The following is a 15,887-nucleotide window of genomic DNA, read 5'->3' on the forward strand; positions in this document are numbered from 1 at the left end:
ACGCGACAACAACTCCCTTCAAAGTTGAAAAAAACGCCGATGACCAGCGATGGTCATCGGCGTTTTTGTGTGTGCGGGTGAGGGGGTCTAAAGCTCAGGCTATCCCGGTTTTCAACGCCCGGCGCAACGCCACCAACAATTTCACGATTTCCTGCGGATCCAGTCGCTGCGGCACTTTTACGTCCATGTTCTCTTCCTTGTTATGGGGTGGGCCGGGGGAGTCTGGCCAAAAGCTGTTCGTCCTTGGAGGGCTTTTATGCAAAAAAGATCCGTCCTACAGCGCTGGGGACAATAGCCTTCCTCCTTCTTCCCGGCAAACCCGTCGATTAGTTTTTTTGCGTGATATCAATATGCTTTAACGGTATTTAAATTCTTCTTTTTATACCTTTAAAGTCGGTGCCTGCAGGACAGCTACCCGCTGTCCATGGACTGCACCACGGTCGCTTACCGAGCGACGTCAGGATGATTCATGACCTTCGATTACGCATTTATCCTCAGCACCCTGCCGGCGTTTTTAAAAGCCGTGGGCGTGACGCTGCAGGTCGGTTTGATCGCCATCGGCACCTCGCTGCTGGTAGCGCTGCTGAACGCGACAATTCTGGTGTTTCGCACGCCTTACCTGCAAAAACTGGTCGGGCTGTATGTCGAGTTGGCGCGCAACACGCCGCTGCTGATCCAGCTGTTCTTCGTCTACTTCGCGTTGCCAGCCTTGGGGATCAAGGTTTCCGGATTCACCGCCGCGATCATCACCATGACGTTCCTCGGCGGCGCTTACCTCACCGAAGTGCTGCGCGCCGGCGTCGATGCGGTGCCCCAGGCGCAGCTTGAGTCTGGCCGTTCCATCGGCCTGTCCCACGGGCAGTTGCTGCGTTACGTGATCCTGCCGCAAGCGGGAATACTCAGCCTGCCGTCGCTGTTCGCCAATTTCATTTTCCTGCTCAAGGAGACCACCGTGGTCTCGGCCGTGGCGGTGCCGGAGATTCTCTACACCACCAAAAGCTACATCGCGCTTTACTACAAAACCTACGAAATGCTCGCCGTGCTGACGCTGATCTGCGTGCTGTTGTTCCTGCCACTGTCGCTGCTGTTGAGCCGTCTGGAAAGGAGGCTCCAGCATGGCCAGTTCGGGTCTTGAACTGCTCTGGGTGTCGTTGCCGCAATTGGCCAAAGGCGCGGGGCAAACCCTGTCGATCTCGTTCCTGAGCATTGCCGTCAGCACCGTCGGCGGCGTGCTCTACGGCGTACTTCGCACGCTCAACGTGACGTGGCTGAACGCGCTGCTGCGGATCTATCTGGAGCTGTTCCGGGCGATCCCGGTGCTGGTCTGGTTGTACCTGCTGTTTTTTGGCCTGCCGATTTTCTTCGGCCTGAGCCTGCCGAGCTTCTGGTGCGCGGTGCTGGTGCTGTCGCTGTGGGGCGCAAGCGAGGTCGGCGAAGTGGCGCGCGGTGCACTGCATTCGTTGCCGCGCGGGCAGCGTGAAGCGGGGCTGTCGATCGGTCTGAATGCGACGCAGCTCTACGGCTACGTGCTGTTGCCTCAGGCGCTGAAACGCATGACGCCACCGACCATCAACGTCTACACGCGGATCATCAAGACCAGTTCGCTGGCGGTGCTGATCGGCGTGGTGGATGTGATCAAGGTCGGTCAGCAGATCATCGAGCGCACCTACGAATCGGTGCTGATCTACGGCGCGCTGTTTCTGTTTTTCTTTTTCATCTGCTATCCGCTGTCGGCCGCTTCGCGCGTGCTGGAGCGGCGCTGGACGCAAGCATGAATGCATTGATCGAGTTTCAGGGTTTCAACAAATTCTTTGGCGAACAGCAGGTGCTCAAGGGCATCGACCTGCAAGTGAAGTCCGGCGAAGTCATCGTCATCCTCGGCCCCAGCGGCTGCGGAAAAAGCACCCTGCTGCGTTGTCTCAACGGTCTGGAAGTTGCCCACGGCGGCAGTCTGAAATTCGCCGGCCGCGAGCTGCTGGACAAGGCCACCGACTGGCGTGAAGTGCGTCAGCAGATCGGCATGGTGTTCCAGAGTTATCACTTGTTCCCGCACATGAGCGTGCTCGATAACTTGCTGCTCGGCCCACTCAAGGTGCAGAAACGCGAACGCCGCGAAGCCCGGCAGCAAGCCGAAGCATTGCTCGAACGCGTCGGCCTGGCGGACAAGCGCGATGCCTTCCCGCGCCAGCTCTCCGGTGGCCAGCAGCAACGCATCGCCATCGTCCGCTCGTTGTGCATGAACCCGCGAGTCATGCTCTTCGACGAAGTCACCGCCGCCCTTGATCCGGAGATGGTCAAGGAAGTGCTGGAGGTGATTCAGGGCCTGGCCCGCGAAGGCATGACCCTGTTGATCGTCACTCACGAAATGGCCTTCGCCCGCGCGGTGGCCGATCGCATCGTGTTCATGGATGGCGGGCGCATCCTTGAACAGAACCCGCCCGAGCTTTTCTTTACGAACCCGCAAACCGCACGCGCGCAGCAGTTCCTGGAGAAGTTCTCCTACGTCGAAGCACTGACTTCAACGACTTCGCCCACAACGTCTCAAACCAAGGAACTGGAACTGCCATGAAAACTGCCAAAGCCCTATTCGCACTCCCGCTGATCAGCCTTGCGCTGCTGGCCGGCTGCAACAAGACCGAAGAACCGGCCAAGCCGAAAGTCGCCAGCGAAAGCACCGCGCCGGCCGGTTATCTGGACAAGATCAAGGCCCGCGACAAACTGATCGTCGGCGTGTTCACCGATAAACCGCCGTTCGGTTTCGTCAATGAAGCAGGACGCTATGTCGGCTTCGATACCGACATCGGCCGCCAGTTTGCCAAGGATCTGCTGGGCGATGAAAACAAGGTCGAGTTCGTGGCCGTGGAACCGGCGAGTCGCATTCCGTTCCTGCAAAGCGACAAGGTCGACCTGATCCTCGCCAACATGACCGTGACCCCGGAGCGCAAGGAAGCGGTGGAATTCACCAATCCGAATCTCAAGGTCGCGGTACAGGCGCTGGTGCCGCAGGGCAGCGACGTGAAGAAGCTGGATGACCTGGCGACCCGCACCACCATCGTCACCACCGGCACCACCGCCGATATCTGGCTGACCAAGAACCACCCGGACTGGAAACTGCTGAAGTTCGAGAAGAACTCCGAGTCCCTGCAAGCCTTGGCCAACGGCCGTGGCGATGCCTACGCCCAGGACAACCTGGTGTTGTTCAGCTGGGCCAAGCAGAACCCGGGCTACCGCGTGCTGGATGAAAAACTTGGCGCCGAAGCCCCGATTGCTCCGGCGGTGAAGAAGGGCAACATTGAATTGCGCGACTGGGTGAATGCGGAGTTGGCCAAGCTTGGGGAAGAGAAATATCTGCTCAAGCTGTATGACCAATATGTGCGTAAAGAGCTGAGCGATGACACCAAGCCTGAGAGCGTGATTGTCGAAGGCGGGAAATGGCAGGGCTGAACCGATGCTCGTTCCCGCGCATGCGTGGGAACGATCGATCAACAAGCTAATCCGGCCAGTTCCACGCCGGCTCATCCAGAACCCTCTGCCCGACGATCCCGGTCTGGCCGAGGGTTTTTTCCAGCACGATGCAATTGCATTCCTCATCTTCCTGTAACGCCGAAATCAATCGCCGTGCGTGTGAAACCACCCACACCTGACATTCCTGCGATGCGCGAATGATCAACCGCGCCAGCGCCGGCAACAGATCCGGATGCAGACTGGTTTCCGGTTCGTTCAATACCATCAGCGACGGCGGACGTGGCGTCAGTAGCGCTGCGACCAGCAGCAGATAACGCAGCGTGCCGTCCGACAACTCAGCCGCCGACAATGGCCGCAACAATCCTTCCTGAAAAAACTCGATGGCAAAGCGTCCGCCGGCCAGCGGTGCGATGTTCAACCGTGCGCCAGGAAACGCGTCGCTGATCGCAGTCTGCAGCGCCTCGGGATCGCCGATTTCGCGGATGGTCTGCAAGGCTGCCGCCAGATCGCGGCCGTCGTGATGCAGCACCGGCGTGCGTGTGCCGAGTTGCGGCTGGCGCACCGGGGCGTCGGCGTCGCTGCGAAAGTGATCGTAGAAGCGCCAGCGGCGGATGAACTCGCGCATCTGAAACACTTCCGGCGAGGTGCGCAGGCTGCCGACCTGATCGAACAGGCTGTCGAAGTTCGGCGTGTGCTGCGCCAACACGTCCCAGCCGCGACCGTCACGGGTGCGGATCATTGGCCCGTCGCGATCCACCAGCAGACTGGCCGGGCGATAGAGTGGCCCGGCCCAGATGCATTCCTTTTTGATTTCCGGGTCGAGGGAAAAGAACGAAAGGGTCGGCTCGGGCAATCCAAGGGCAATCGAATAACTGAAATCCTCTCCGGCAAACCCCAGCCGCAGACGTTTCACACCCTGGCGGACTGTCGATTGAATCGGCACTTCGCCATTGCGCATGCGCCGGCTGATGGTTTCCGGCCCGGCCCAGAACGTCGAGTCCAGCCCGCCCTCACGGGCCAGCGCATTGACCACGCCGCCCTGAGCGGTTTCCGCCAGCAGTCGCAGCGCCCGGTAAAGGTTGGACTTGCCACTGCCGTTGGGGCCGGTGATCAGGTTTAGCCTTCCCAGCGGGATCACCAATTTATTGATCGAGCGGTAATTGGCTACCGCGAGGGTCTTGAGCATGAAAGTCCTTCCTGGATGCCCTGAAATCCGGGTCAGGATACCCGTTGCACAGAATTGCATAGATCGCCCGGACGAAGGTTGAACCCTGTTCTAAGCTCACAGTCGTATCGTCACTTGCACGTTCGTACACAGGAAGGAGTCTGCATGGCGAGTCCCGGATTGAAAACAGCGGTCATGCTGAGCCTGCTTGCTTTGCTCGCGGCCTGCAGCGAAAAGAAGCCGCCCCAGGAATACCTGCCACGGGTCTTTGTGCAAGAGGTCAAACCCGCGGACTTCGCGGCATCCGTGACCCTCACCGGCGATGTTCAGGCCAGGGTGCAGACCGAATTGTCATTCCGGGTCGGCGGCAAGATTATCCAGCGCATGGTCGATGTCGGTGACCGTGTCTCGGCCAAGCAAGTGCTTGCCAAACTTGATCCCAAAGATTTGCAGACCAACGTCGACTCCGCTCAGGCCCAGGTGTTGGCCGAGCAGGCGCGGGTCAAACAGAGCGCCGCCGCGTTCGTCCGCCAGCAGAAACTGTTGCCCAAGGGTTACACCAGCCAGAGCGAATACGATTCCGCGCAGGCCGCATTGCGCAGCAGCCAGAGTGCCTTGAGCGCGGCCCAGGCACAGTTGGCCAACGCCAAGGATCAACTCAGTTACACCGCGCTGATCGCCGATGCGCCAGGCATCATCACTGAGCGTCAGGCCGAAGTCGGCCAGGTGGTTCAGGCCACCGCACCGATTTTCACGCTGGCCCGGGACGGCGACCGCGACGCGGTGTTCAATGTTTACGAATCGCTGCTGGCCGAGCGCCCGGCCGAACGTTCGATTGTCGTCAGTCTGCTCGATAACCCACAGATCAAAACCACCGGCACCGTGCGTGAAATCACCCCGGCGGTGTCGGCGCAGTCCGGTACGGTGCAGGTCAAAGTCACCCTCGACAGCCTGCCGCAAGGTATGCAGCTCGGTTCGGTGGTCAGCGCCACCGCCAAGGGCAGCGGTAAATCGGCGGTGGAATTGCCGTGGTCGGCCCTGACCAAAAACATCAGTGAACCCGCTGTGTGGATGGTGGACGACAAGGGCGAGGCGCAACTGCACAACGTCACTGTCGGCCGTTACCTGACCGGTCACGTGATCATCAGCGCCGGGCTTACGGGCGGAGAGAAAGTGATCATTGCCGGCGGGCAACTGCTGCATCCGGGCATGAAAGTCGAGATCGCCGAGAACACCTACAAGGAACTGCAACCGGGAGCACAGCCATGAAGCCTTTGTGGTTGATGTCCATCGGGCTGCTGCTGGTTGCCTGTTCCAAGAGCGAGCCACCGCCCGAACCGGTGCGGCCGGTGTTGTCGATCAAGGTCGAAGTACTGAACGAAGAAAACCTCGGTCGTTTCGCCGGCAGCATTCAGGCGCGCTATGAGAGCAACACCGGTTTCCGTGTTGGCGGGCGTATTGCCAGTCGTAACGTCGATGTCGGCGCCGAGGTGGAGAAGGGTACTTTGCTCGCCACCCTCGACCCGTCTGACCAGCAGAACCAGTTACGTTCGGCTCAGGGTGATCTGGCGAAAGTCGAGGCGCAACTGATCAACGCCCAGGCCAACGCCCGGCGTCAGCAGGCGCTATTTGATCGCGGGGTCGGCGCTCAGGCGCAACTGGACATCGCCACCACCGATTTGAAAACCACCCAGGCATCCCTCGACCAGGCGCGGGCGGCGGTCAACCAGAGCAAGGATCAGCTCGGCTACACCGAACTGCGCTCCGACCACAAAGCCGTGGTCACCGCGTGGAACGCCGAGGCCGGACAAGTAGTGACGGCCGGTCAACAAGTGGTGACGCTGGCGCAACCGGACATCAAGGAAGCGGTGATCGATCTGCCGGACACGCTGGTCGACCAGATCCCCAGCGATGTGGTGTTTCTGGTGGCCGCGCAACTCGATCCGAGCATCAACACCACCGCCGTCATCCGTGAAATCGAACCGCAGGCGCAAAGCGCCACCCGCACCCGTCGTGCTCGGTTAACCCTGGCCAGCACACCACCTGGATTCCGCCTCGGTACGGCAATCAGCGTGACCCTCAGTTCAGCTATCAAGCCGCGAATCGAATTGCCCGCGACAGCCCTGCAAGAAGCCGACGGCAAAACCCAGATCTGGGTGATCGACCCGCAAAGCAAAACCGTCGCCCCCCGTGACGTCAGCGTGACCAGCCGTACCGACAGCACCGTGATACTGGCCGGCGGGGTCAAGTCCGGCGAGCGTGTGGTAAGCGCCGGCGTCAACAGTCTCAAGCCAGGGCAAGCCGTGAAACTCGACGAGGACAGTCAATGAAAGGGTCTTTCAATCTCTCCGAATGGGCCCTCAAGCATCAGTCGTTCGTCTGGTACCTGATGTTCGTTGCATTGCTGATGGGCGTGTTTTCCTACTTCAATCTGGGACGTGAAGAAGACCCGTCGTTCACCATCAAGACTATGGTGATCCAGACCAAATGGCCGGGCGCAACCCAGGAAGAAACCCTCAAGCAGGTCACCGACCGTATCGAGAAAAAACTCGAAGAACTCGACTCCCTCGATTACGTGAAAAGCTATACGCGCCCCGGCGAGTCAACGGTCTACGTGTACCTGCGCGACACCACCAGCGCCAAGGACATCCCGGAAATCTGGTATCAGGTGCGCAAGAAGATCAACGATATTCGCGGCCAGTTTCCCCAGGGAATTCAGGGGCCGGGATTCAACGATGAGTTCGGTGACGTGTTCGGCTCGGTCTACGCGTTCACCGCCGACGGCCTGACGATGCGGCAACTGCGCGATTATGTGGAGCAGGCGCGGGCCGAGATTCGCAACGTGCCGGGGCTGGGCAAGATCGAGATGGTCGGCCAGCAGGATGAAGTGATCTATCTGAACTTCTCGACCCGCAAACTCGCGGCGCTGGGCATCGATCAGCGTCAGGTGGTGCAGAGCCTGCAATCGCAGAACGCGGTGACCCCGGCAGGTGTGATCGAGGCCGGGCCCGAGCGGATTTCGGTGAGGACCTCCGGGCAGTTTGCCTCGGAAAAGGACCTCGCTGAGGTCAATCTCAAACTCAATGACCGTTTCTATCGTCTGGCCGATATCGCTGAAATCAGCCGTGGGTATGTCGACCCGGCGTCACCGGAGTTCCGCTTCGACGGCAAACCCGCCATCGGCCTGGCGATTGCCATGCAGAAGGGCGGCAACGTCCAGGCATTCGGTAAAGCCCTGCACGCACGTATCGACCAACTCACCGCCGACCTGCCGGTAGGCGTCGGCGTACATACCGTCTCCGATCAGGCAGTGGTGGTGGAAGAGGCCGTCGGCGGTTTCACCAGTGCGCTGTTCGAAGCCGTAGTCATCGTGCTGGTGGTGAGTTTCATCAGCCTCGGCGTGCGCGCCGGGCTGGTGGTGGCGTGTTCGATTCCGCTGGTGCTGGCGATGGTGTTCGTGTTCATGGAATACAGCGGCATCACCATGCAGCGGATTTCTCTCGGTGCCTTGATCATCGCCCTGGGTCTGTTGGTGGACGACGCGATGATCACCGTGGAGATGATGGTCACGCGCCTGGAGATGGGCGAGACCAAGGAGCAGGCGGCGACATTTGCCTACACCTCCACGGCGTTTCCGATGCTCACCGGTACGCTGGTGACCGTGGCCGGTTTCGTGCCGATCGGTCTGAACGCCAGCTCGGCGGGTGAGTACACCTTTACCCTGTTTGCGGTGATCGCGGTGGCGATGCTGGTGTCATGGATCGTCGCGGTGCTGTTCGCCCCGGTGATCGGCGTGCACATTCTCAGCACCGATGTGAAGCCCCACGAAGCCGAGCCGGGGCGCATCGGGCGAGCCTTCAATCACGGTTTGTTGTGGTCGATGCGCAACCGCTGGTGGTGCATCGGCATCACCGTGCTGTGCTTCGTGCTGGCGGTGTTCTGCATGCGCTTTGTGCAGAATCAGTTCTTCCCGTCTTCAGATCGCCCGGAAATCCTGGTCGACCTCAACCTGCCGCAAAACGCCTCGATCGATGAAACCCGCAAGGCGGTCGACAAGCTCGAAGCCACGCTCAAGGGCGACCCGGACATCGTGCGCTGGAGCACCTACATCGGTCAGGGTGCGATCCGTTTCTACCTGCCACTCGACCAGCAATTGCAGAACCCGTACTACGCGCAACTGGTGATCGTCAGCAAAGACTTCAAGGCCCGCGAAGCCTTGAGCCAGCGCCTGCGTGATCGCCTGCGCAAGGATTTTGTCGGTATCGGCAGTTATGTGCAGGCGCTGGAAATGGGCCCGCCGGTCGGTCGGCCGATCCAGTATCGAGTCAGTGGCAAAGACATTGACCAGGTGCGCAAGCACGCCATCGGTCTGGCCACCGAACTGGACAAGAGTCCGCACATCGGCGAGATCATTTACGACTGGAACGAACCCGGAAAAGTCCTGCGTATCGATATCGCCCAGGACAAGGCGCGCCAGCTCGGACTGTCTTCGGAGGATGTGGCCAACCTGATGAACAGCATTGTCAGTGGCTCGCCGCTGACCCAGGTCGATGACGATATCTACCTGGTCAATGTGGTCGGGCGGGCGGTGGATTCCGAACGCGGTACACCGGAAACCCTGCAGAACCTGCAGATCGTTACGCCCAACGGCACTTCGATTCCGCTACTGGCCTTCGCAACCGTGCGTTATGAACTGGAGCAGCCGCTGGTGTGGCGTCGCGACCGTTTGCCGACCATCACCATCAAGGCTTCGGTGCGCGATGAAATTCAGCCGACCGATCTGGTGAAAGTCCTCAAGCCGACCATCGATGACTTCGCCGCCAAACTGCCGGTGGGCTACAAGGTCGCCACCGGCGGTACGGTCGAGGAAAGCGGCAAGGCCCAGGGGCCGATTGCCAAGGTGTTGCCGCTAATGCTGTTCCTGATGGCGACTTTCCTGATGATCCAGCTGCACAGCGTACAGAAGCTGTTCCTGGTGGCCAGCGTTGCGCCGCTGGGGCTGATCGGCGTGGTGCTGGCGTTGGTGCCGACCGGTACGCCGATGGGCTTCGTGGCGATCCTCGGGATTCTGGCGCTGATCGGCATCATCATCCGCAACTCGGTGATCCTCGTGACGCAGATCGAGGAGTTCGAGCACAAGGGCTACTCGCCCTGGGATGCGGTGGTGGAGGCGACCGAGCACCGACGTCGGCCGATCCTGCTCACCGCAGCGGCGGCGAGCATGGGCATGATCCCGATTGCCCGGGAAGTGTTCTGGGGGCCGATGGCCTACGCGATGATCGGCGGGATTGTGGTGGCGACACTGCTGACGCTGCTGTTCCTGCCAGCGCTGTATGTGGCCTGGTACAAGATTCGCGAGCCGAAGAAAAACTAGATCAAAAGCTCCCTCACCCTTGGGTGAGGGGAGTCAGATCTTGCGCCAGACACTCGCCAGCCACGGCTGCTGCTCCCGCGGCAGCCCCGCAGGCCGGTAGTAATGCTCAAGTTCCACGAATCCAGCGGCAGTCAGTAACCCGCGCCAGGCTTCCAGATCGTGGTACGAGCCATAACGCGGCCCGTTCCAGCCTTCACGGTTGTCCCCGCGTGGATTGGAACTGAACAGCACGCCACCCGGCTTGAGTGTCCCGCGTAACTGCTGCAGAACCCGTGGCAATTCCTGCAACGGTACATGAAACAGCACCGCGTTGGCGAAGATCCCGTCGAAGTGTTCTGCCGGCAGATCCAGCTTCAGGAAGTCCTGGCACCACACCTCACAGCCACTGTCCTCCCGAGCCATCTGCGCGAATTTTTCTGCACCGTCGAGGCCGACGGCGATGTGACCCATCCGTGTGAAGGTCTGCAAGTCCCGGCCCGGCCCGCAGCCGAAGTCGAGAATGGAAAACGGCGCTTCAGCCTGAATATGCCGCAGCAGGGCGTCGATGTTCTGACTGACATCATGGTCGCGGGTGCCTTCACGAAAATCCTCAGCCACCGCGTTGTAGTGGCCGAGGGTAGTGGAGGTGATCTGTTCCAGATCGGTTGGGGTCTGTTTCATGGTCGCACTGCGCTGGCAAAGGATGTTGCCGACTATACGCCATGCAATTCAGCGCTTGTTCAACCCTCGCGCCAGACGGTCGCCGCCCAGTTGAATCACCGCCACCAGCGCCACCAGGAGCACGATCACGGTCAGCATGATCTGGCTGTCGAAGCGCTGATAGCCGTAGCGATAGGCAATGTCGCCCAGACCGCCGGCGCCAATCGCTCCGGCCATCGCCGATGAGTTGATCATCGTCACCAGCGTAATGGTGAACCCGCCAACGATGCCCGGCAGCGCTTCGGGCAACAACACGTGCCAGACGATATGCCAGCGCCGGCAGCCCATGGCTTGCGCGGCTTCGATCAAGCCGTGGTCGACTTCGCGCAGGCTCACTTCGGCGATTCGCGCAAAAAACGGCGTGGCTGCAATTGTCAGGGGTACGACTGCCGCCCACACACCGTAGGTGGTGCCGACGATCAGCCGGGTGAACGGAATCAGCGCGACCATCAGGATCAGAAACGGAATCGAGCGAAACAGGTTCACGAACGCCCCCAGCGCGCGATTGAGCACCGGGGCTTCGTAGATACCACCCTTGTCGCTGGTGACCAGAATCACCGCCATCGGAATCCCGGCGAGCAATGCAATCAGCGACGACACGCCGACCATCAGAAACGTGTCGATGAAACCCTGCAGCAAGCGATCAAACCACATAACCCAGCACCTCCGTGTGTTGCGCCCATTGGCTGGTACGCTGACGCAATTCCTCGGCGTTCAGTTTCGAGCCTGCCACCGCAAGCAACAGTTGCCCGAGCGCGTGGCCCTGAATCCGTTCCACGCCGCCCTGGAGCAATTTCACTCGGCCACCGAGGTCAGCGAACAGTGCGGCCAGATCCGGCTCGTCCTGCTGGCTGCCGGTGAACTGCAAACGCAGCACCACGGACGCGTCGGATGACGACGGTTGCGCCTGCAAACGGCTTTGCAACTCTTCAGGCAAGGCGTGTTGCAGCGGTGCGAGCAAGGTCTGGCTGACCTCGTGTTGCGGGTTGCCGAACACTTCCCAGACCGGGCCCTGCTCGACGATGCGACCATGTTCCAGCACGACGACGCGGTCGCAGATCTCGCGGATCACGGCCATCTCATGAGTGATCAGCACGATGGTCAGGCCCAGGCGTTTGTTGATCTCGCGCAGCAGACCGAGGATCGACTGGGTGGTTTCCGGATCCAGCGCCGAAGTGGCTTCGTCACACAGCAGAATGTCCGGGTCGTGCACCAGCGCGCGGGCGATGCCGACGCGCTGTTTCTGCCCGCCGGACAATTGCGCCGGATAGGCCTTGTGCTTGGCCTGCAGGCCCACCAGTTCCAGCAGTTCGCGAACCTTCTTGTCCCGCTGTTCCTTCGGAACACCGGCGACTTTCAGCGGCAATTCGACGTTCTGCCACACCGTTTTTGCCGACATCAGGTTGAAGTGCTGGAAGATCATGCCGATCCGCCGACGCAGGGCGACGAGGCGATCCTCGTCGTACTCGCCGATGTCCACCTGATCGATCAGCACCCGGCCCGAGGTCGGTTGTTCGAGGCGATTGATGGTGCGGATCAGCGACGACTTGCCGGCGCCGCTGCGGCCGATGATGCCGAACACTTCACCGCGCTGGATCGCCAGGTCGATGCCCTGCAGGGCTGCGACCGGGCCTTGTTTGCCGTCGTAGGTTTTACCGAGCCCGATGAAGCGCACGTGGGCGCGGTTCAGTTCGGGATGCAGTTCAGTGCGTTCCGCAAACGCGGGTGGCTCTGGAAGATCCAGTCGCCGTTGAATGGCCGCGGTCATCCTCAGCTTTCCCAACCGGCCTGGTACAGCTTGCCGTGGGCCTTATCCAGCGCGGCGCGAACGGCCGGCGAATGCTGGTAGATGTCGACGAACTTGATCAGGCGCGGGTCGGTTTTGCTCTTCGGCTGGATCACGAACTGGATCACGTATTCTTTGTGATCGAGGCCGTCGAACAGCAGCGCAGAGCCGGCATCGAACGTCTTCGCCAGACGGATGTAGGCCGGGTAGCCCTGGACCAGATCGGCGTCGTCGTAGGCGCGCACCAGTTGCACGGCTTCGACCTGGAGGATCTTGATCTTTTTCGGGTTGGCGACGATGTCGTCCTCGGTGGCCTTGTAGCCGACGCCCGGTTTGAGGGTGATCAGACCGGCCTTGGCGAGCAGTTGCAGACCGCGTCCGCTGTTGATCGGGTCATTGGCGATGGCGACGCTGGCGCCTTCAGGCAACTCGTCGAAGCTTTTGTATTTCTTCGAGTACAGGCCGACGTTGTTGATGATCCCCGGGGCGAACGGCACCAGGTCGAAACCGGAGGCGGCCTTGGCATTTTCCAGGAACGGGATGTGCTGGAAGTAGTTCACGTCGATGTCACCGGCAGCGAGGCTGACGTTAGGGGCGATCCAGTCAGTGAACTCCACCAGTTCGACTTTCAGGCCTTGCTTGGAGGCCTCTTCGACGGCGGCTTCCAGCGGAATCGCGAAGGCTGCGGTGGTGCCGATTTTCAACGGCGCGTCGGCGGCGAAAACCGCCGAGCTGAACAGGCCGAAGGCCAGGGCCAGTGCTTTGACTGGGTGGGACAGGAGCTTCTTGGTCATGGTGGTTTTCCAGTCAGTGCGAGGAGGTGTGTCGGTAGTGGGCGCCGGTGTGTTGCTGCGGCAGATGCGCTTCGCCATGAAACAGTTTTTCCCGCAGGCTGCCGGTGTCGTACGCGGTCTTGTACGAGCCGCGTCGTTGCAGTTCCGGAATCACCAGATCGATGAAATCCACATAGCTTTCCGGGGTGACGATGCGGGTCAGGTTGAAGCCGTCGAGGCCGGTTTCGGCGATCCACGATTCCAGTTCATCTGCCACTTGCTGCGGCGAGCCGACCACGGTGATGTAGCGCCCGCCAAGGGCGTGCTGGTCGAGCAATTTGCGCCGGGTCCAGTCGTTGTTCTGCAGGTTTTTGGTGGCGGACTGGATCGCGTTGCTCTTCACGTACTGGATCGGTTCGTCGATTTCGTACTGAGAAAAGTCGATGCCGGTGGAGGCTGAAAAATGCGCCACACCTGCTTCGGCACTGGCGTAGCTGAGGTATTCGGCATGCTTGGCCCAGGCCGCTTCTTCGGTCTCGCCGACGATCACGTTGAGGCCCATGAACACTTTGATGTCCTCAGGGTTGCGACCCGCTTCGACGGCGCTGGCGCGGACCTTGTCCACCTGCACTTTGGTTGATGGCTTGTTCTGACCGCTGATAAACACGCACTCGGCATGGCGCCCGGCAAACAGCAGACCGCGATCCGAACTGCCGGCCTGGAACAGTACCGGCGTGCGCTGCGGCGAAGGTTCGCACAGGTGATAACCCTCGACCTGATAGAACTCGCCCTTGTGCTCGACCTTGTGCACCTTGTCCGGCTGCGCGTAGATCCGCTGCTTTGGGTCGTGGAGCACCGCACCGTTCTCCCAGCTGCCTTCCCAGAGTTTGTAGAGCACTTCGAGGTACTCGTCGGCCTGGTCGTAACGCCGGTCATGTTCGACCTGCTCGCTCAGGCCCATGGCTTTGGCGGCGCTGTCCAGATAACCGGTGACGATGTTCCAGCCCACCCGCCCACGGCTCAGGTGATCGAGGGTCGACATGCGCCGGGCGAACAGATACGGCGGCTCGTAGGTGAGGTTGGCGGTCAGGCCGAAACCCAGGTTTTTGGTCACGGCGGACATGGCCGATACCAGCAGCAGCGGATCGTTGACCGGCAGCTGGATCGACTCTTTCAGGGTGACGTCCACCGAGTTCTGATAGACGTCGTACACGCCGACGATGTCGGCGATGAACAGTCCGTCGAACAGCCCGCGCTCCAGCAACTGCGCCAGTTCGGTCCAGTATTCAATGGTCTTGTATTGGGTCGAGGTGTCGCGTGGATGGGTCCACAATCCGTGGTTTATATGGCCGATGCAGTTCATGTTGAACGCATTGAGCAGGATCTTCTTTTTCGCAGCGCTCATCAGATGGTCCCTCGCAGCGGAGGGTTTTCATCGTTGAGGTAGTAATTGCCCACCGCGTGATATTTCCAGCGTACCGGGTCGTGCAGGGTGTGCACCCGGGCGTTGCGCCAGTGGCGGTCGAGGCCGTGTTCGATCAGGGTGGCCTGGCTGCCGGCCAGTTCGAACAGGGTGCTGCCGGCGGCCAGAGAAATTTCGGTGCTGATCGCCCGTGCTTCGGCGACGGCAATCGAGGCTGCTGCAACCGTCTCGGCGTTGGTCTCGGTCTGCGCTGCATCGAGGTATTCGCCGGCGCGTTCGAGCAAGGCCTCGGTGGCGTGCAGACGAATGCTCAGATGGCCGAAACTCTTGAGGGTCAGTGGGTCTTCGGTGGCTTTGTCGTTACCCGAGTCGATCCATGGCCGGGTCTTGCTGCGCACGAAGTGCAGCGCATCTTCGTAGGCGGCGCGGGCGATGCCGGTATCGATGGCGGCGTGAAGGATCTGCGCCAGCGGGCCGACCGGAGTCGGGCGCTCGAAAGCGCTCTGGAAAGGAATGACATCTTCGGCCGCCACATACACGTCTTCGAACACCACCGAACCGCTGCCGGTAGTGCGCTGGCCGAAGCCGCTCCAGTCGTCGATCACGGTCAGGCCTTTGCTGTCGCGCGGGACGAAGGCCAGTTGCTGCACACCGTTTTCATCGACCACCGAGGTCGGGATGCGCTGGGCGTAAATGGCGCCGGTCGCATAGAACTTGCGACCATTGATGCGATAACCGCTGCCGTCGCGTTTCAGGCTGGTAACCCGGTCGTGGGCAGTCTTGGTGCCCAGTTCCGCCAGGGCATTGCCGAAGCGCTGACCAGCGAGGACTTCGGCGTACAGGCGTTGTTTCTGCTCGTGGCTTCCGTTCACCCGCAGTACTTCGAGGGCATAGAAATGGTTCTGCGGAATCTGCCCCAGCGAGCCATCGGCCTGGGCAATCAGGGCGATGACTTTGGCCAGGGTCACGTTGGACACGCCGGCGCCACCGTACTCCTTGGGCACGCTGATGCCCCACAGGCCGGAGCGGGAAAACACGTCGAGTTCCGGCAGCGGCAGGCGGCGTTCGCGGTCGCGCAGGTTGCTGTCGCGCTGGAAGTCTTCAGCCAGGTCGCTGGCGACGATCAGGGCTTGCTCGTCGCTGGTGATGACCGCGACGGGATGGGAAAGAGTCATGTGTTTCTCCAGAGATCTGGTCAAAAG

The 15,887-nt window shown here is 60.8% G+C and carries 14 protein-coding genes; 7 read left to right on the plus strand and 7 right to left on the minus strand.

Annotated features, from left to right (window positions below):
- Window positions 1–469: 469 nt before the first annotated feature.
- The 4 genes from NH234_RS02060 to NH234_RS02075 are packed head-to-tail and all read left to right on the plus strand — an operon-like array spanning window position 470 to window position 3,444.
- Entirely contained in the window at window positions 470–1,135 is a 666-nt protein-coding gene (locus NH234_RS02060; RefSeq protein WP_007918712.1) for an amino acid ABC transporter permease, read from the plus strand.
- Window positions 1,116–1,775 (plus strand): amino acid ABC transporter permease, encoded by a 660-nt coding sequence (locus tag NH234_RS02065; RefSeq protein ID WP_367255534.1) that lies wholly within the window; start codon window positions 1,116–1,118, stop codon window positions 1,773–1,775. Before NH234_RS02060 ends, NH234_RS02065 begins: the two co-directional genes overlap by 20 nt.
- Window positions 1,772–2,569 (plus strand): amino acid ABC transporter ATP-binding protein, encoded by a 798-nt coding sequence (locus NH234_RS02070; RefSeq protein WP_085733362.1) that lies wholly within the window; start codon window positions 1,772–1,774, stop codon window positions 2,567–2,569. Before NH234_RS02065 ends, NH234_RS02070 begins: the two co-directional genes overlap by 4 nt.
- Window positions 2,566–3,444, plus strand: coding sequence for a transporter substrate-binding domain-containing protein (locus tag NH234_RS02075; protein WP_085733361.1), 879 nt, complete (start codon window positions 2,566–2,568; stop codon window positions 3,442–3,444). Before NH234_RS02070 ends, NH234_RS02075 begins: the two co-directional genes overlap by 4 nt.
- Before the next feature lie 46 nt (window positions 3,445–3,490).
- On the opposite strand, the gene NH234_RS02080 is transcribed toward NH234_RS02075, so the two are convergent.
- On the minus strand, window positions 3,491–4,651 hold the full coding sequence (locus NH234_RS02080) for an AAA family ATPase (RefSeq protein WP_085733360.1): 1,161 nt from the start codon (window positions 4,649–4,651) through the stop codon (window positions 3,491–3,493).
- Between the two features lie 144 nt (window positions 4,652–4,795).
- Here NH234_RS02080 and NH234_RS02085 point away from each other — a divergent pair, with 144 nt between their 5' ends.
- Genes NH234_RS02085 through NH234_RS02095 form a run of 3 tightly spaced genes read left to right on the plus strand, consistent with a single transcriptional unit; the run spans window position 4,796 to window position 10,004 of the window.
- Window positions 4,796–5,899: an efflux RND transporter periplasmic adaptor subunit gene (locus NH234_RS02085; protein ID WP_367255535.1), complete on the plus strand. Its 1,104-nt coding sequence runs from the start codon at window positions 4,796–4,798 to the stop codon at window positions 5,897–5,899.
- Window positions 5,896–6,960 (plus strand): efflux RND transporter periplasmic adaptor subunit, encoded by a 1,065-nt coding sequence (locus NH234_RS02090; protein ID WP_367255536.1) that lies wholly within the window; start codon window positions 5,896–5,898, stop codon window positions 6,958–6,960. The genes NH234_RS02085 and NH234_RS02090 overlap by 4 nt, the downstream gene beginning before the upstream one ends.
- Window positions 6,957–10,004, plus strand: a complete 3,048-nt coding sequence (locus NH234_RS02095; RefSeq protein WP_085733357.1) for an efflux RND transporter permease subunit — start codon at window positions 6,957–6,959, stop codon at window positions 10,002–10,004. Before NH234_RS02090 ends, NH234_RS02095 begins: the two co-directional genes overlap by 4 nt.
- A gap of 33 nt (window positions 10,005–10,037) precedes the next feature.
- On the opposite strand, the gene NH234_RS02100 is transcribed toward NH234_RS02095, so the two are convergent.
- Genes NH234_RS02100 through NH234_RS02125 form a run of 6 tightly spaced genes read right to left on the minus strand, consistent with a single transcriptional unit; the run spans window position 10,038 to window position 15,860 of the window.
- Window positions 10,038–10,664, minus strand: coding sequence for a class I SAM-dependent methyltransferase (locus NH234_RS02100; protein ID WP_367255537.1), 627 nt, complete (start codon window positions 10,662–10,664; stop codon window positions 10,038–10,040).
- A gap of 48 nt (window positions 10,665–10,712) precedes the next feature.
- Window positions 10,713–11,357, minus strand: coding sequence for a methionine ABC transporter permease (locus NH234_RS02105; RefSeq protein ID WP_065261159.1), 645 nt, complete (start codon window positions 11,355–11,357; stop codon window positions 10,713–10,715).
- Window positions 11,347–12,471 carry a methionine ABC transporter ATP-binding protein gene (locus tag NH234_RS02110; RefSeq protein ID WP_367255538.1) on the minus strand — a complete coding sequence of 375 codons (1,125 nt, stop codon included), beginning with the start codon at window positions 12,469–12,471 and terminating at the stop codon, window positions 11,347–11,349. The genes NH234_RS02105 and NH234_RS02110 overlap by 11 nt, the downstream gene beginning before the upstream one ends.
- 2 nt (window positions 12,472–12,473) lie before the next feature.
- A complete protein-coding gene (locus NH234_RS02115) occupies window positions 12,474–13,283 on the minus strand; it encodes a MetQ/NlpA family ABC transporter substrate-binding protein (RefSeq protein ID WP_007952748.1) in 810 nt (269 codons plus the stop codon).
- A 13-nt stretch (window positions 13,284–13,296) separates the two neighbouring features.
- Window positions 13,297–14,667: an LLM class flavin-dependent oxidoreductase gene (locus NH234_RS02120; protein ID WP_367255539.1), complete on the minus strand. Its 1,371-nt coding sequence runs from the start codon at window positions 14,665–14,667 to the stop codon at window positions 13,297–13,299.
- Window positions 14,667–15,860 (minus strand): SfnB family sulfur acquisition oxidoreductase, encoded by a 1,194-nt coding sequence (locus NH234_RS02125; protein ID WP_085733352.1) that lies wholly within the window; start codon window positions 15,858–15,860, stop codon window positions 14,667–14,669. Before NH234_RS02125 ends, NH234_RS02120 begins: the two co-directional genes overlap by 1 nt.
- Window positions 15,861–15,887: the final 27 nt, after the last annotated feature.

Origin of the sequence: Pseudomonas sp. stari2, from assembly GCF_040760005.1 — a bacterium.
Lineage (GTDB): Bacteria > Pseudomonadota > Gammaproteobacteria > Pseudomonadales > Pseudomonadaceae > Aquipseudomonas.

Excerpts from the sequence above, each read along its gene's own strand:
- NH234_RS02060 (WP_007918712.1), top strand. The coding sequence starts at position 470 with ATGACCTTCGATTACGCATTTATCCTCAGCACCCTGCCGGCGTTTTTA.
- NH234_RS02065 (WP_367255534.1), top strand. The coding sequence starts at position 1,116 with ATGGCCAGTTCGGGTCTTGAACTGCTCTGGGTGTCGTTGCCGCAATTG.
- NH234_RS02070 (WP_085733362.1), top strand. The coding sequence starts at position 1,772 with ATGAATGCATTGATCGAGTTTCAGGGTTTCAACAAATTCTTTGGCGAA.
- NH234_RS02075 (WP_085733361.1), top strand. The coding sequence starts at position 2,566 with ATGAAAACTGCCAAAGCCCTATTCGCACTCCCGCTGATCAGCCTTGCG.
- NH234_RS02080 (WP_085733360.1), bottom strand. The coding sequence starts at position 4,651 with ATGCTCAAGACCCTCGCGGTAGCCAATTACCGCTCGATCAATAAATTG.
- NH234_RS02085 (WP_367255535.1), top strand. The coding sequence starts at position 4,796 with ATGGCGAGTCCCGGATTGAAAACAGCGGTCATGCTGAGCCTGCTTGCT.
- NH234_RS02090 (WP_367255536.1), top strand. The coding sequence starts at position 5,896 with ATGAAGCCTTTGTGGTTGATGTCCATCGGGCTGCTGCTGGTTGCCTGT.
- NH234_RS02095 (WP_085733357.1), top strand. The coding sequence starts at position 6,957 with ATGAAAGGGTCTTTCAATCTCTCCGAATGGGCCCTCAAGCATCAGTCG.
- NH234_RS02100 (WP_367255537.1), bottom strand. The coding sequence starts at position 10,664 with ATGAAACAGACCCCAACCGATCTGGAACAGATCACCTCCACTACCCTC.
- NH234_RS02105 (WP_065261159.1), bottom strand. The coding sequence starts at position 11,357 with ATGTGGTTTGATCGCTTGCTGCAGGGTTTCATCGACACGTTTCTGATG.
- NH234_RS02110 (WP_367255538.1), bottom strand. The coding sequence starts at position 12,471 with ATGACCGCGGCCATTCAACGGCGACTGGATCTTCCAGAGCCACCCGCG.
- NH234_RS02115 (WP_007952748.1), bottom strand. The coding sequence starts at position 13,283 with ATGACCAAGAAGCTCCTGTCCCACCCAGTCAAAGCACTGGCCCTGGCC.
- NH234_RS02120 (WP_367255539.1), bottom strand. The coding sequence starts at position 14,667 with ATGAGCGCTGCGAAAAAGAAGATCCTGCTCAATGCGTTCAACATGAAC.
- NH234_RS02125 (WP_085733352.1), bottom strand. The coding sequence starts at position 15,860 with ATGACTCTTTCCCATCCCGTCGCGGTCATCACCAGCGACGAGCAAGCC.